This window comes from Mariniflexile gromovii, assembly GCF_017814435.1.
GTDB lineage: Bacteria > Bacteroidota > Bacteroidia > Flavobacteriales > Flavobacteriaceae > Mariniflexile > Mariniflexile gromovii.
Window position 1 is genome coordinate 49,150 of record NZ_JAGJCB010000015.1, and the last position, 14,035, is coordinate 63,184.

The following is a 14,035-nucleotide window of genomic DNA, read 5'->3' on the forward strand; positions in this document are numbered from 1 at the left end:
ACCAGAGGAAGCTATGTGGAACGATGGCATCATAATGCGATGCCTCCTCGTACCTCGTTCGGCATGACAGCTTTTTTATCTTTTAGTTTTATAACTCTTTAAAAATTTAGGTTTTTAGCGTTGAACGTAGGTTCTTTAATAAAAAACCAGCAGAGGCCACCTTATAGGCACCTCTGCTAGTTATAGGTTCCATAAGGTTTAAGCTAGGGTTACCGTGCCTAAGTAGGTACTGGTGGCGGCTAAATTGGCATCGGCCGTTGCAAAAGTAGCCCATACCTGTACCTGCTGGCCCGCCCAATAGGTGGGCAATGGTAATTGTACGGTGGTTAAATCGCGGGTGCCTGCGGGGTTTGCGGTTATAAACAAATCGAGGGCTTCGCAATACGCCACTGCTACCAAACCATCGGAAGCTTGGGCATTGCCTTGGCCGCTGTTATCATCCCAAGTAATGGTTATGGTTTGGCCTACATCCAAGGTTACCGCACCATTGGATATACCACGCAAATCGCCTTTGGCAATAAGCACTTTGGGGTAATCGATGTTATAACCGCCTAACGGATCGGGCAAAAGAGCATACTTAATGTGGTAGCCCGTTGCCAGATTAAAACTGGACTTATCGCCCTGTTGTTTGCCAAAATACGCCGAAAGGATTTCCTTTATGGGCGTAATGAATTTTATAACCGTGGTAAAGCGGTCGCGTTGGTCTATCTGCGCCTGTGTAGGTGCATAAGTTCCGCGTGTTGGTAAACTGCGCATAATGTCTTTACCTCGCCAACGTGCACCCACTACGTTGCCAACTTTTCCGGAGAAACCTCCAAGGATGCCTTTACTAAATGTTCCCATATTGTTATAGATTTTGGGGTTAATATGCCGTGAAACTAACACGCTTCTGCCCTATTTGCAAGCCCATGACACATATTGAAACCATTTGACACACATTGAGACGATTTGACACGATTTGACACAATTTGAGACAGCAGCCAAAAAAACGGGGGTTTTGTTCGGGTTTTGTTCGGGTTTTGTTCGTCTACGGTTCGGGTGTATTTTTTTTGGATGGGGGTTTGGCTGGACAAAGGGCGAAGGAAGCTAATACAATACTGGAATAGTGTACTATGTTTTTTTAAAAGCATGATACATTTGTAAGTATATTATAATTATATTCGTAAGTATATATAATGTGGATATAATTAATGGTAACTTTTTGATGGATATAATTAATTGATTATATGCGATTGTTATGAGTCATTAAAAAAAACCGAAATCTAATTTGAAAGACCTCTATAATTTTCTAAATACTATTTCTCCTATTCAAGAAAACACTTGGAATGAAGTAAAAAAACTTTTTACAGAGCATTCCTTAAAAAAAGGTGAGTATTTTTTACAAGAAGGAGAGGTAGCTAAAAATTTTGGCTTTCTTAAACAAGGTGTTGTTAGAGCCTTCTATCGTAACAATGAAGGAGTAGAATATAACAAACATTTCTTCACAAAAAATAATATGATTGGTGGTTATTCTTCTTTGGTTACGCAACTCCCAAACACTATAAATCAACAAGCATTAACAGACTGTGATTTACTAATAGGAAACTATAAAAAATTAACTGATTTATTAGACATACATCAAGATTTAGAAAGACTTTTAAGAAAAATTGCTGAACATTATTTTGTTGATAAAGAAAAAAGAGAAGTAGAAATTGTACTGTTAGAAGCAAACAAACGATATGCTATTTTTCAAAGAGAACATCCTCAATTGGAACAATTAATTCCTCAATATCATATTGCCTCTTACCTTGGTATAACACCAACACAACTAAGCAGAATTAGAGCTAAAAATAGCAAGAGTTAGTTTTTATCGACATATGTAAATGTATACAAATCTTATGTGTACTTCCTTTGTATCATAATTAAAACACTAAAATTATGATAGGAAAAGTAATGTCGTTTACAATATTGGCAGTATTGTTTTCGTGCACACAATCTAAAACCGTAAACACTCAAAAAAATAATAGTATGGCTCAAGAAAAAAACAGTTTTATCAACCCAAAAGGATTGTTTAATCCTAAGTACAATGGCTTTTCGCATATTGTTAAAGTTCCAAAGGGAAAAGAAATGTATTATTTCTCTGGTCAATGGGCTTCAAACATAGAAGGTAAATTGGTTTCAGAAAATTTTGAAGAACAAGTGAAACAGACTGTTTCTAATGTAAAAGAAGCTCTAGAATCAGCTGGATTATCATTAGATGATGTAGTAAAACAAACTGTTTATATTGTAGATTTTACACTAGAGAAAAAGCAAATTTTGATAGATGTAGCATCTAAAGAATGGAGAGTAAAAAATTTTCCAGCCAGTACTATTGTTCCTTTACCTTTATTAGCAACAGCTCCAAATTGTCTTATAGAAATTGAAATTATTGCAGCTAAATAACCTTAAAATGAAAAAACTAATTTTAATTATAACAATTGTAATGATTACGAACATATCACTTTCAGCTCAAAACACGAAAATTCTTTTTGTTTTGAGTGCAGCAGACACTTTAGAGCTTAATAAAGGACAAAAACTACGACAAACTGGAGTCTTTTTAAATGAATTTTATTTGGCATATAAATCTGTCTCGGAGAATGGGTATACTGTGGAATTTGCCACACCAAATGGAGTTGTTGCAACCATTGATGAAGAGAGTATCAATGATAAATATTGGAAAGAAATATTAGAAATTAAGAATGAAGCCATAGAATTTATAACAAAAGACAATTCATTCAACAACCCAATTACACTTGAAAACGCAATTGTAAATCAAGATAATTATATAGGTATCATTATTCCAGGTGGACAAGGTTTAATGATCGATTTAATAGAAAACAATAATATTCCTACCCTTTTAAAACATTTTGCAAAAGAAAACAAACCAACAGGACTTATTTGCCATGCTCCTAGTCTTATTTTAAAAATTCCAGCAGAAGAAAACCCTTATATTGGATATAAAGTCAATTCTGTATCTCCTATTGAAGAATTTGTTATAGAAAAATTCATAATGAAAGGAAAACCTAAAAACAGAAAAATAGCTAAACAGCTAAGAAAATTAGGGCTGAAATATAAAAGTGGTTTGCCAAAAGCAAACTTTGCGATAAAGGATAGAAATTTAATCACTAGTCAGAACCCATTTTCAAGCAATTCTTTTAACATCCTTTATTTAGAAGCGTTAACAGAATATTTAGAAACAAAAAAATGAAATGAAAAGATAAAAACGCCATAGCAATTTACATACATAATGGAGCGGTTTAGGTGACAACCTAAACCGTTTTTGTTTTTAATTAATTATCTTGCTTCCCGAAAAGTTCGTGCTTTAAACCCGCTACTTTTCAAGATATACTAACCGTTAGCGGTCATAAAAAAAAGTTAGAAACAGAATGAAAGAAATAGTATTAAACGACGGAAACAAATTACCAATCATAGGTTTTGGAACATACAAATCTACAGAGAAAGAAGGAATTCAGTCTATAAAAAATGCTTTGAATATAGGTTACAGAATGTTTGATACAGCCGCCAAATATGATAATGAAAAAGAAGTTGGAAAAGCAATAAATGAAAGTGGAATTGATAGAAAGGAAATTATCATAACCACAAAATTATGGCGTGAAAATTTAGGTTATGAAGAAACTAAAAAAGCTTTTGACAAATCACTTAAAAAACTTGGATTGGATTACATTGACTTGTATTTAATCCATTGGCCTGCGAATGCAAAAAACTATAAAGATTGGCAAAAAGCAAATGCAGATAGTTGGCGTGCTATGGAGGAATTACAAGCTGACGGAAAAATAAAGTCCATTGGAGTAAGTAATTTTTGGCAAGAACATTTAGAGGCACTTTTTCAAACTGCAAACGTAATTCCTGCTATCAATCAAATTGAATTTCACCCTGGTTATTGGCAATCAGAATTGGTAGAATTCTGTAAAAAGAATAACATAGTAGTTGAATCTTGGTCACCTTTGGCAAGAGGGAAAGTCTTTGGAAATGAAATAATCCAAACTATCGCTAAACAACACAATAAATCTATAGCTCAAATCTGTTTGAGGTGGATAATTCAACACGAAACTATCGTAATCCCGAAATCAAATACGCTAAAAAGAATTGAAGAAAATATTAATATTTTTGACTTTAAATTATCAAAGGAAGAAATGAAGCAAATAAATGAACTTCCAGAGATGGGGTTTAGCGGAGAATTGCCTAACATTTGGCCAGACGTATTAGATGTGAAAAATTAAAATACGACTGCTAACAAGAACTGAGCTAAAAAACATTGCTTATTTTAGTTAAGCCGTTTGGTAGTTGCTTTGTTTGCTTGCATCTGATTTTCCTTCGGAAAATCCTCGCATACAAACACGCAACGTTCCTTACACATTAACGTTGGAATAATTTAAGAAATGACAGTAACAGATAAAGAAATACTCGCTGATTACAAAAATCGAATTAACCGAGTTTTTGAGTTTATTGACCAAAACTTGGAATCGGACTTATCATTAAATGCAATTTCGGAAATTGCTTTTTTCTCACCATTTCATTTTCATCGAGTTTTCAAGTTTGTTACAGAAGAAACTCTAAATGAATACGTAAAACGAAAAAGAATAGAAAAATCAGCATCTGATTTATTACATAAAAACATAACAGCAACTGAAATAGCACATAAATATGGATTTAGTGATAATTCTTCCTATTCCAGAGCATTTAAAAAGTATTTTGGAGTAAGCCCGACTGAATTTAAAAACCAAAATCCAAATAAATTTAGCAAGATTCGTCAACTTAATAGCAAGAGCGGACAAGAATATCCTGACTATGAAAAATACATTTGCGTCATTAATAATCTTAAAAATTGGATAAAAATGAACGCAAAAATTAAAATTAAAGAAATGCCAAAAATGGATTTGGCTTATGTGTCAAGTATTGGTCCTCATAACCTTGAGAATGCCTATGGAAAATTAATGCAATGGGCAACACCAAAAGGATTAATGAACGACCAAACAAAAATGATAACGGTTTATCACGACAGCTTTAAAGTTACTGAAGCCAACAAAGTAAGAATGAGTGCTTCGATTTTACTTAACAAGGCAGTAGAAACAAATGGAGAAATCGGACTAACTACAATAGAAGCTGGAAAATTTATCGTTGGAAGTTTTGAAATTGGATTAAACGAATTTGAAAAGTCGTGGACTGGATTATTCGTTTGGATGAACGAGAATGGATATAAGAAAGCTGACAGAGCACCTTTTGAAATTTATAATAATAATTTTAATGAACATCCTGAAAGGAAAGCTATTGTTGACTTTTGCATACCAATTGAATAAAAGAAAGCCGTACAACAATGGCTACAAGTAATGGCTAGTTCTCACCTACTTCTGAAAATCCTCCCGGATTTTCAGTTTGGTGGGTACTTGCAAAGTTAACTGCTAACCCACACAACTACTCATAAGTACTGTGTTAAAAAACTAACAAATTAGAAAAATAAGTTTTTAAAATTCTAAATAAACAAATATGTAAAACAAAACAATATCATGACATCAAAAAAGTATTTAATTATATGCGTATTTTGGTTGATTACATTTTACGCAGGGGCACAAAATAGACTACCAATCATTGATATGCATCTGCATGCCTTTTCGATGGACGAAATACCATCAGGTACTCCTGCATGTCCAGGCGACCAAAATATACTGGTTCCAACCTTTGATCCGGGCGAGGAGCTGGATTTCTCCAAATCTTTTAATTGTAGTAATCCTATTTTTGCAGCCAAAGATGATTTAGATTTACGTAACAAAACATTATCGGCGCTTAAAAAACACAATATACGTCGAGCAATGACCGAAGGTCCTGTAGAAATAGTTACTGATTGGTCCAAGGCTGAAGGTGGCGAGGTTATTCTGCCAGGAGTCGCTTTTGGTAAGAGACAGGAAAAGTCTATTGAAGAACTAAAACGATTACACGCTAACGGGCAACTTGCTGTACTTGGGGAGGTCTACATTCAATATCGTGGTCATCGTCCTGACAATCCTCGTTACGAACCGTATTTTGCACTGGCAGAAGAACTTGATATCCCTGTAGGAATCCACCTTGGCGAAGGACCTCCAGCAGCCGCCCGTTTCCCAGGTTACGAAGAATACCGTGCCAGTATGGGATCCCCTTTTTTGCTTGAAGATGTTTTGCGTAAGCATACAAAGCTTCGTATTTACGTTATGCACTACGGCTCACCATTAGTAGACGAAATGATATCTATGATGTTTACGCATCCTAACCTTTATGTTGACATATCCTGCAACAACTGGAGCTTTCCTCGAGCGCAATTCTATGATGCGCTCAAGCAAATGATTGATGCAGGTTTCGAAAAGCGCATTATGTTTGGTTCAGACCAAATGTATTGGCCAGACGCCATTGGCGAAGCAATAAAATCAATTGATGAGGCACCATTTCTAAACGATGAGCAAAAACGAGATATCTTCTACAATAATGCTGCTCGGTTTCTACGCTTAAGTGAGGAGGAGATTGCAAAAGATCACGGGCATTAGGAAGGAAAATGATGAACAAACTACTTGAAGTTGGAAATGAAAAAGAATTATCGGGAATTCTTCTTTTCACCGAGGACCATCGATCACCTGCCATTAACCTTTATTCTGACTTGGGATTCAAAGTTAAAGAAAGTAGGATTTACACAAGGAAAACCAAATAAAAAACTACACACAACAATGCCTGTAAGTAATTGCTTGTTCTCACCCACTTTGGAAATTCCGCAAGAATTTCCAAAGTGGTGTGTGCGTGCTAAGTTAACTGCTACCCCACACAACTACTCATGGCCAAGACCGTTGTAAAAGATTATGATTAAACCGATAAGAATTGTTGATGAGAATAGAGAATTAGAACTTTACACTGGAATTTTTAGTGTTTACGTTCTTGGAGGTTGGGATGTTGTTGTGGAAAATTTTACTTTCACTCTTACAAATAAAAAAACGGGAAAAGTAATTAATCCAAAAGTAACCCAAATGCGAATACAGTCTTATGAGTTTGGTGAAAAAGCAAAAAAGATAATGACTCTTGACATACCGGAACGTGGGATTTATTTAATTGAGTTCAAAAACCAAAACAGCTTGAAAGTTTGGAAAGCAAGTTTACCTTTTATAAACAGACTGTTTGAGCAACCGATTGAAAAACAATGGATTCAAATTTGTATTAAATAAAAAAAATTCTACAACACCGTGTGAAAAAAATTGCTAGTTTTATCAAAAAGTTAGTTGCTTTGTTTGCTAGCATCTGATTTTCCTTCGGAAAGCCCTCGCACACAAACACGCAACTATTCAAAAAAAAAACTGTGTTAAAAACCAATAAATATGACAGAATTTTGGGAAACAGCATTTAATGACAAACAAGAAATGTGGGGAATGAACCCTGCAAAATCTGCTGAATTAACAACAAATTTCTTCCTGGAAAAATCAATAAAAAATATTCTCATTCCAGGAATTGGATATGGACGAAATGCCCAACCCTTCATTTCAAACGGAATAAAGGTAACGGGCATTGAAATTTCAAAAACCGCTATTGAACTCGCAAAAAAACATTACGGAAATGAAATGACTATTTTTCATGGTTCTGTAACTGAAATGCCTTTTGGAGATAAAAAATATGAGGGCATTTTTTGCTATGCTCTTATCCATTTATTGGACAGCATAGAAAGAAAAAAGCTAATCCAAGATTGCTACAACCAACTTACCGAAAACGGATTTATGGTTTTTACTGCCATAACCAAAGAAGCACCTAATTTTGGAAAGGGAAAACTAATTGAAAAAGACCGTTACGAATTATACGAAGGTGCCAAAGTATTTTATTACGACCAAGAAGCTGTGAAAGCAGAATTTAATGACTTCGGACTTTTTGAAATCAGCAAAGTGAATGAACATCAACCAATGTATCTTATAAAATGTAAAATGAATGTATAAAAACACGTTGGATGTACCAAAGTTAGATGTTCACTCACTAGCTTCTAACAAATAACTGTTCCTAAATATAAAAAATGATCAAAAAAATAGAAACTATTGGACTGGCTATGGGTTGGTTTGCCATTATAACCCAGTTTTTCTTGATGCTTCAAAACAGACAAACAGGCCTATTTGAAATGACTATTCGTTTTTTTAGTTTTTTTACCATATTAACCAATATTTTAGTCGCACTATATTTCACGGTGGCTGTATTCAAACTAAAAATAATTCCGTTAAAATGGCTAGCATCCAAAGGGACATTAACAGCAATTACTGCATTTATACTTATAGTGGGCCTGGTTTATCAAATAGCTTTAAGGGCTATATGGAACCCTACGGGACTTCAATATATTGTTGACGAGTTATTACATACCATCATCCCTTTGTTTATGCTTGGATATTGGGCTTTTATGATTAAAAAAGAGGATTTACGTGTAAAACCAGTTGTTAATTGGCTGCTTTATCCGTTATTCTATATGGCATTTATTATGGTTAGAGGTTATTTATCTGGATATTACCCATATCCCTTTTTAAACGTGAATGAGATAGGATATGAAAAGGCTTTTATAAATATTTCAATTATTTTTGGAACTGTTTTAGGTATTTTAATAAGCCTATTGTTAATTGGGAAAGCCATTGTAAAAAAAAAAAATTAAGGATCATGAAAATTAAGAGACCATTTCTTATTGCCATTTTAGCCGTTATTATTACCGCTTGTGGTGCAAAAAAAAATGTTGACAGTAACAAACTCTACAACACAACCTGGGAACTAGAATATATTTCTGGACCTCGTATTGCTTTTAATGGTTTGTATCCCGACAAAAAACCTAAAATTACTTTCGACAAAATTACAGAACAAGTTACTGGAAATAATAGCTGTAATGGCTATTCTGCCAATTACAAATTAAATAATGATTCTATTAAAATTGGAGAACCCGGACCAACCACGATGATGTTTTGTGGTGAAGGAGAAAAAGTATTCTTAAATATGATGACAAAAATAAACACATACAGCTTGGATGCGGATGGTAAATTAAACCTTATGATAGATGAAGTGCCCATGATGCGGTTTAAAAAAGCTGAAAACTAATGAAAATGAAATGAAATGTCGATAACAAAAGAATCTGAATTAATAGGGATGAAAAAAATTAGTGAAGTTGTTGGAACTACACTAAAATTAATGAGAGCATACGCAAAAGTTGGTATGTCAACCAAAGAACTTGATGAATATGGCGGCGAAATTTTAAAGCGTTATGGCGCTAAATCTGCACCATACGAAACTTATGGATTTCCTGGCTATACTTGTATAAGTATAAATAAAGAAGCGGCACACGGCATACCATCAAAGAATAAAATATTGAAAGAAGGAGATTTAATTAATATTGATGTGTCTGCGGAACTAAACGGGTTTTGGTCTGATAATGGAGGTTCTTTTGTACTTGGAAAAGACATTCATAACCACCAACCTCTTGTAGATGCTTCTAAAAATATTTTACGGAAAGCAATTAACCATATCAAAGGCGGCGTGAAAATTTCCGAAATTGGATATCTAATAGAAACTGAAGCAAAAAAGTCAGGATTTAAAGTGATTAAAAACTTGGCTGGTCACGGCGTTGGTAGAAGTTTACACGAAGCACCTGAGAATATTTTAAATTACAGAGTTAAAAGCAACAGAGAACGATTTAAGAAAAATACAACGGTAGCCATAGAAACCTTTATATCAACAATTTCAACGGTGGCTGTTGAACTGAATGATGGGTGGACATTAGTTGGAAACAAAGGTGGGTATGTAACCCAACACGAACAAACCATACTTGTTACTGATACCTATCCAGTTATTTTAACAGAAGCTAATGACATTTGGAATTAAATAACTGGCTATAAGTAATTGCTTGTTCTCACCTACTTCTAAAAATCCTCGCGGATTTTGCTTGTGCCAATTCGCTTCGCTCATGCCAGTTTGGGGTGTACTTGCTAAGTTAAGTGCTAACCCAAGAGACTACCACAGTCGAAGCGTTCCCCCAATTTTGACTCCAACTTTTTACCAAATGATAAATTAAGAAAACCAAAATTTTGCCAATTTGCAATAATGAAAGAATTAACAGAATATATTTTACAGTTTGGAAATTTAAATTCGCACCAAATTAATTTAATTAAAGAAAAGATAATTGAATTAGAGCTCAAGAAAGATGCATATTTTTCAGAAGCAGGAAAAATACCAAAACAAGTTGCATTCGTGCTAGAAGGTGTTTTAAGAGGTTGTTATTATAACAACAAAGGAGAAGAAATAACACGCTGTTTTATTCAGGAAAACAATTTAATGTGTGATTATGTGAATTTTGAAGCCAACGCTGTTTCATCAGATTACCTACAGGCTTGCACTGATTGTAAACTTCTTGTTTTTTCAAGGGAAACTTGGGAAGAACTTTCGCAAATTATAGTAGGATGGGATGTTATCAAAAATAAGATGGTTCAAATTTGTATGTATCAAAAATCTAGAAAAAATCCGGTAATTTCTCAAGATGCCACGACCCGATATTTGGAGTTTATAGAAAACTATCCTTCATTAATCAATCGCATACCTTTGATATATATAGCATCTTACTTAGGTGTAACACAACAATCGTTAAGCAGAATTCGGAAAAATATAAGCTAAAAATGCTTTTTTTACCATTTGTTAAAACAACTCTCTTTTTATTGATAGAACTTTACTTCATCATTAAAAAAAAATAAAATGAAGAGAGCTTTAATTACAGGAGCCAACAAAGGTATCGGCTTTGCCACAGCTAAATTATTATTGCAAAAAGGATATTACGTATACTTGGGTAGTAGAAATTCCCAAAATGGTGCTGAAGCTATTGAAAAACTGAAAGCAGAAGGATTGATGCATGTTGAGTGTGTTCAAATAGATGTAACAGATAATTCTTCTGTTAAAACAGCACGCAAAGAAATCGGTAAAAAGACTGATCTATTAGATGTTTTGATAAACAATGCCGGTATAAATGGGGGAAGCGACCCTTACACTGCCTTGGAATCCAAACAAGAAGAATTTCGTGCTGCTTTTGATGTTAATGTAATTGGAACATCAAGAGTTATCCAAGTATTTATGGACTTGCTCAGAAAATCCACACAACCCCGAATAGTGAATTTAAGCACAAGTGTTGGCTCACTTACTTTGCAAAGCGATCCGAATTGGCCAGCTTATAATTTTGCAAAATATGCTGTTTATGCAGCATCGAAAGCAGCCTTAAACATGTACACTATCCACTTAGCATATGAACTTCGTAACACTAATTTCAAGGTTAATGTGGTTTGTCCAGGATTAACAGCTACCGACTTCACATTTGGAAATGGAGGCAATGCAGAAACTGCAGCAAAAAGAGTTGCTAAATATGTAACAATTGGTAAAGACGGACCAACAGGAAAATTCTTTAGTGAAGAAACAAATCCTGAAAGGGCCGAAATCCCTTGGTAATGTAAATTAAAAAAACAATGAACCGCTGACAAGGCCATATATAAAAAATTGCTGGTTTCAGCTAAACCAATGTTAGTTGCTATTTTGCTAACATCTGATTTTGCTTCGGAAAATCCTCGCATACAAACACGCAACTATTCAAAAAACTGTGTTGAAAACCAATAAAAATACGGTATACTTTTTAACCATATTCTTCTTAAATTTAAAAATTAATAACTGCTACGTTAAGACACACAAACACTTTAAAAACCACAGCTAAAAACATTCTGGATGTATAAAACCATAGAAACTGAAAGGCTTATAATCCGTCCGCTAAACTTAACAGATTCAAAATTTATTATTGAATTGGTAAACTCGGAAGGATGGTTGAAATTTATTGGAAACAGGAACATTTCCAATAAGGAGGATGCTGAAAAGTATATTCAAAAAATACTTGATAGCCCGAACTTTTATTACAGTGTTTTTCAATTAAAAACTACAAAAAAACCTATTGGTATCGTCACGTTTTTACATCGTGAAGAACAAAAATATCCAGACATTGGGTTTGCAATGTTGCCAAACTATGAAAAAAATGGATACACTTTAGAAGCAAGCAAAAAGTATTTAGATGAAATACTTAAATCTAATACGTACGAAAATATAATAGCAATCACTATTCCAGAGAATCAAAAATCCATTAAATTATTGAAGAAACTTGGCCTTGCATATGAATCTGATTATGTTGGAGAGCATGGTACCTTATCAGTATTTGGTTTGAATGCCAAAAAAGCCAGCAAATAACGGATCCGTCTTAAAACAGGGCTACAAGTTTAAACTAATATTGTTGTATGATTTGTTTTGCCGTTAGGTTTAGTTTTTCTTTTAGAATTTGATTTAATCGCTTCATACTAACCCCTATTTCATCAGCATAAAAATCCCAAAGCAACGACCTTGCTATCACCAAATACTTTTACCATTTTTGGCATTTGACTAGCTGTAATAATGGCTATAAGAGAAATGAAAGCCATTAAATACCCTATTTCAGATTCGGTAAAACCAAAAACTTCTGGTAAGTATAGAGGCAGCGTAACAAAACCAACAAAAAACAACATCATTGCTAAAAGTGACGCTATAAAAATGATTCTTACTTTTGAACCATTGTTAGTATCTATTTCTTGAGTAAGGTTTTCACCTATCAATTTATTTTCAGGTTTTGGTAACACCACTACAACCAAAAGTAAACATAGTAAGCCTGTAAGGTAGATGTAAAAGGAAGCTGCCATACATTTGAAAACAAATAACACTAATCTATAGATTTATTAAACACTAGTAAACTTTCCAGAATCAGAAATAAAAAATAAATTTGCGATATGGAAGAAAAACTTCATTTACTTAGACAACATTTTGAAGAGTTATTTGCGTTAACAGATGACCAATGGAATTTTGTTCAATCTCATTTTCAGTATAAAAGCCTTAAAAAACATCAGTTTTTAATTCAGGCAGGGCAAGCAGTGAATTTTGAATATTGGATTATCAAAGGCTTAGTAAAAGCGTATTCCATAGATGATAAAGGTAAAGAACACATTCTTCAATTTGCAATGGAAAATTATTGGGTGAGTGACCATTGTGCTTTTCAACACCAAGAACCAGGGACTATTTTTGTGGATTGTCTTGAAGATTCTGAGTTCTTCTGTTTGTCTTTAGAAAACAGAGAGAAAATTTGCTTAGAAGTACCAGCAGTTGCCAACTTCTTCAGAATTAAATCTAACAACGGTTATATAAATTTACAGCAAAGAATCTTGTCTTTGCTTACAATGACAGCAGAAAGTAGATATGAGTATCTACTAAATAAACTTCCAAAATTAATACAACGCGTTCCTAAAAAATTAATCGCTTCTTATTTAGGCGTATCCAGGGAAACTTTAAGTCGTTTTAACAGCTAAAAGTGACCTAAATCACTTTTCAAGATTGATATACATCACAAAAAATACGTGATGTATGTCCTCGCACACATTTTGGTTTTCATAGAATTTTGTATCGAACAATTAAATACAATGTACTATGAAAACTACAAGAACATTATTTCTATTATTTACGGTAATTGCTATAGGTTTTAACGCTTATGCGCAAGAAGACAAAAGACCGTTAATGGGTAACGCCTACGGTATTATTAATATTGATGAATACGTAACGCTACTTCCTAAAAGTCATAATGGTATCATCAAGGACATCAGATTAATAGACCGTGAACACGCAGGCGTTAGAATCTTTCGGTTGTATGACGAAGTGCCTATGCACTACCACGCAAAATCTGATGCCTACCTCTACATTTTAAATGGCAAAGCAGAATTTTATGTTGCCGATAAAGGTCCTGTTGTTGCAGGAAAAGGCGACTTACTTTTTTGGGGGAAAGGTACAGCACACGGAAACGGAAAAATTTTAGAAGGTCCGTTAGACGTACTCGTTTTTGATGCCATTGCCAGAGACCCAAGCGATGTTATCTGGATAGACCCATCAACCCAAAAGAAATTTTTAGGCAACTAATCAAATCATATTCACTTTTTAAAAA

At 34.0% G+C, this 14,035-nt stretch carries 19 protein-coding genes; 17 read left to right on the forward strand and 2 right to left on the reverse strand.

Annotated features, from left to right (window positions below; all coding sequences use genetic code 11):
• Positions 1–198: 198 nt before the first annotated feature.
• Complete coding sequence (locus J8H85_RS14065; RefSeq protein ID WP_209655851.1) at positions 199–843, reverse strand: DUF6266 family protein; 645 nt, start codon at positions 841–843, stop codon at positions 199–201.
• Between the two features lie 424 nt (positions 844–1,267).
• On the opposite strand from J8H85_RS14065, the gene J8H85_RS14070 reads away from it, so the two are divergent.
• From J8H85_RS14070 to J8H85_RS14140, 15 genes are all read left to right on the forward strand, one after another.
• Complete coding sequence (locus tag J8H85_RS14070; protein WP_209655852.1) at positions 1,268–1,843, forward strand: Crp/Fnr family transcriptional regulator; 576 nt, start codon at positions 1,268–1,270, stop codon at positions 1,841–1,843.
• Positions 1,844–1,917: 74 nt separating this feature from the next.
• The gene (locus J8H85_RS14075; protein WP_209655853.1) at positions 1,918–2,421 is read left to right on the forward strand and encodes a RidA family protein; all 504 of its coding nucleotides are present in this window, start codon (positions 1,918–1,920) and stop codon (positions 2,419–2,421) included.
• 7 nt (positions 2,422–2,428) lie between these two features.
• Entirely contained in the window at positions 2,429–3,226 is a 798-nt protein-coding gene (locus J8H85_RS14080; RefSeq protein WP_209655854.1) for a DJ-1/PfpI family protein, read from the forward strand.
• 178 nt (positions 3,227–3,404) lie between these two features.
• Positions 3,405–4,259: an aldo/keto reductase gene (locus tag J8H85_RS14085; RefSeq protein WP_209655855.1), complete on the forward strand. Its 855-nt coding sequence runs from the start codon at positions 3,405–3,407 to the stop codon at positions 4,257–4,259.
• A gap of 159 nt (positions 4,260–4,418) precedes the next feature.
• Positions 4,419–5,336, forward strand: coding sequence for an AraC family transcriptional regulator (locus tag J8H85_RS14090; RefSeq protein ID WP_209655856.1), 918 nt, complete (start codon positions 4,419–4,421; stop codon positions 5,334–5,336).
• 207 nt (positions 5,337–5,543) lie between these two features.
• Complete coding sequence (locus tag J8H85_RS14095; protein WP_209655857.1) at positions 5,544–6,551, forward strand: amidohydrolase family protein; 1,008 nt, start codon at positions 5,544–5,546, stop codon at positions 6,549–6,551.
• Positions 6,552–6,562: 11 nt separating this feature from the next.
• Positions 6,563–6,712 carry a GNAT family N-acetyltransferase gene (locus J8H85_RS14100; protein ID WP_245243821.1) on the forward strand — a complete coding sequence of 50 codons (150 nt, stop codon included), beginning with the start codon at positions 6,563–6,565 and terminating at the stop codon, positions 6,710–6,712.
• Positions 6,713–6,857: 145 nt separating this feature from the next.
• Positions 6,858–7,217: a hypothetical protein gene (locus J8H85_RS14105; RefSeq protein WP_209655859.1), complete on the forward strand. Its 360-nt coding sequence runs from the start codon at positions 6,858–6,860 to the stop codon at positions 7,215–7,217.
• Between the two features lie 150 nt (positions 7,218–7,367).
• Entirely contained in the window at positions 7,368–7,973 is a 606-nt protein-coding gene (locus tag J8H85_RS14110; RefSeq protein ID WP_209655860.1) for a class I SAM-dependent methyltransferase, read from the forward strand.
• A 74-nt stretch (positions 7,974–8,047) separates the two neighbouring features.
• Complete coding sequence (locus tag J8H85_RS14115; RefSeq protein WP_209655861.1) at positions 8,048–8,668, forward strand: Pr6Pr family membrane protein; 621 nt, start codon at positions 8,048–8,050, stop codon at positions 8,666–8,668.
• A gap of 5 nt (positions 8,669–8,673) precedes the next feature.
• Complete coding sequence (locus tag J8H85_RS14120) at positions 8,674–9,102, forward strand: META domain-containing protein (protein ID WP_209655862.1); 429 nt, start codon at positions 8,674–8,676, stop codon at positions 9,100–9,102.
• 15 nt (positions 9,103–9,117) lie between these two features.
• The gene (map, locus tag J8H85_RS14125) at positions 9,118–9,882 is read left to right on the forward strand and encodes a type I methionyl aminopeptidase (RefSeq protein ID WP_209655863.1); all 765 of its coding nucleotides are present in this window, start codon (positions 9,118–9,120) and stop codon (positions 9,880–9,882) included.
• A gap of 219 nt (positions 9,883–10,101) precedes the next feature.
• Positions 10,102–10,668 (forward strand): Crp/Fnr family transcriptional regulator, encoded by a 567-nt coding sequence (locus J8H85_RS14130; protein WP_209655864.1) that lies wholly within the window; start codon positions 10,102–10,104, stop codon positions 10,666–10,668.
• A gap of 78 nt (positions 10,669–10,746) precedes the next feature.
• The gene (locus J8H85_RS14135) at positions 10,747–11,487 is read left to right on the forward strand and encodes an SDR family NAD(P)-dependent oxidoreductase (RefSeq protein ID WP_209655865.1); all 741 of its coding nucleotides are present in this window, start codon (positions 10,747–10,749) and stop codon (positions 11,485–11,487) included.
• Between the two features lie 270 nt (positions 11,488–11,757).
• A complete protein-coding gene (locus J8H85_RS14140) occupies positions 11,758–12,267 on the forward strand; it encodes a GNAT family N-acetyltransferase (protein ID WP_209655866.1) in 510 nt (169 codons plus the stop codon).
• A 122-nt stretch (positions 12,268–12,389) separates the two neighbouring features.
• Here the strand turns inward: J8H85_RS14140 and J8H85_RS14145 are convergent, their stop codons facing one another.
• Positions 12,390–12,749: an MFS transporter gene (locus J8H85_RS14145; RefSeq protein WP_209655867.1), complete on the reverse strand. Its 360-nt coding sequence runs from the start codon at positions 12,747–12,749 to the stop codon at positions 12,390–12,392.
• 87 nt (positions 12,750–12,836) lie between these two features.
• Between J8H85_RS14145 and J8H85_RS14150 the strand changes: the two genes are divergently transcribed.
• Together J8H85_RS14150 and J8H85_RS14155 are read left to right on the forward strand one after the other, a co-directional pair.
• A complete protein-coding gene (locus J8H85_RS14150; RefSeq protein WP_209655868.1) occupies positions 12,837–13,409 on the forward strand; it encodes a Crp/Fnr family transcriptional regulator in 573 nt (190 codons plus the stop codon).
• Between the two features lie 118 nt (positions 13,410–13,527).
• Positions 13,528–14,010, forward strand: a complete 483-nt coding sequence (locus J8H85_RS14155; protein WP_209655869.1) for a cupin domain-containing protein — start codon at positions 13,528–13,530, stop codon at positions 14,008–14,010.
• The last annotated feature ends 25 nt before the right edge of the window (positions 14,011–14,035 follow it).

Excerpts from the sequence above, each read along its gene's own strand:
- J8H85_RS14065 (WP_209655851.1), bottom strand. The coding sequence starts at position 843 with ATGGGAACATTTAGTAAAGGCATCCTTGGAGGTTTCTCCGGAAAAGTT.
- J8H85_RS14075 (WP_209655853.1), top strand. The coding sequence starts at position 1,918 with ATGATAGGAAAAGTAATGTCGTTTACAATATTGGCAGTATTGTTTTCG.
- J8H85_RS14080 (WP_209655854.1), top strand. The coding sequence starts at position 2,429 with ATGAAAAAACTAATTTTAATTATAACAATTGTAATGATTACGAACATA.
- J8H85_RS14085 (WP_209655855.1), top strand. The coding sequence starts at position 3,405 with ATGAAAGAAATAGTATTAAACGACGGAAACAAATTACCAATCATAGGT.
- J8H85_RS14090 (WP_209655856.1), top strand. The coding sequence starts at position 4,419 with ATGACAGTAACAGATAAAGAAATACTCGCTGATTACAAAAATCGAATT.
- J8H85_RS14095 (WP_209655857.1), top strand. The coding sequence starts at position 5,544 with ATGACATCAAAAAAGTATTTAATTATATGCGTATTTTGGTTGATTACA.
- J8H85_RS14100 (WP_245243821.1), top strand. The coding sequence starts at position 6,563 with ATGAACAAACTACTTGAAGTTGGAAATGAAAAAGAATTATCGGGAATT.
- J8H85_RS14105 (WP_209655859.1), top strand. The coding sequence starts at position 6,858 with ATGATTAAACCGATAAGAATTGTTGATGAGAATAGAGAATTAGAACTT.
- J8H85_RS14110 (WP_209655860.1), top strand. The coding sequence starts at position 7,368 with ATGACAGAATTTTGGGAAACAGCATTTAATGACAAACAAGAAATGTGG.
- J8H85_RS14115 (WP_209655861.1), top strand. The coding sequence starts at position 8,048 with ATGATCAAAAAAATAGAAACTATTGGACTGGCTATGGGTTGGTTTGCC.
- J8H85_RS14120 (WP_209655862.1), top strand. The coding sequence starts at position 8,674 with ATGAAAATTAAGAGACCATTTCTTATTGCCATTTTAGCCGTTATTATT.
- map (WP_209655863.1), top strand. The coding sequence starts at position 9,118 with ATGTCGATAACAAAAGAATCTGAATTAATAGGGATGAAAAAAATTAGT.
- J8H85_RS14130 (WP_209655864.1), top strand. The coding sequence starts at position 10,102 with ATGAAAGAATTAACAGAATATATTTTACAGTTTGGAAATTTAAATTCG.
- J8H85_RS14135 (WP_209655865.1), top strand. The coding sequence starts at position 10,747 with ATGAAGAGAGCTTTAATTACAGGAGCCAACAAAGGTATCGGCTTTGCC.
- J8H85_RS14140 (WP_209655866.1), top strand. The coding sequence starts at position 11,758 with ATGTATAAAACCATAGAAACTGAAAGGCTTATAATCCGTCCGCTAAAC.
- J8H85_RS14145 (WP_209655867.1), bottom strand. The coding sequence starts at position 12,749 with ATGGCAGCTTCCTTTTACATCTACCTTACAGGCTTACTATGTTTACTT.
- J8H85_RS14150 (WP_209655868.1), top strand. The coding sequence starts at position 12,837 with ATGGAAGAAAAACTTCATTTACTTAGACAACATTTTGAAGAGTTATTT.
- J8H85_RS14155 (WP_209655869.1), top strand. The coding sequence starts at position 13,528 with ATGAAAACTACAAGAACATTATTTCTATTATTTACGGTAATTGCTATA.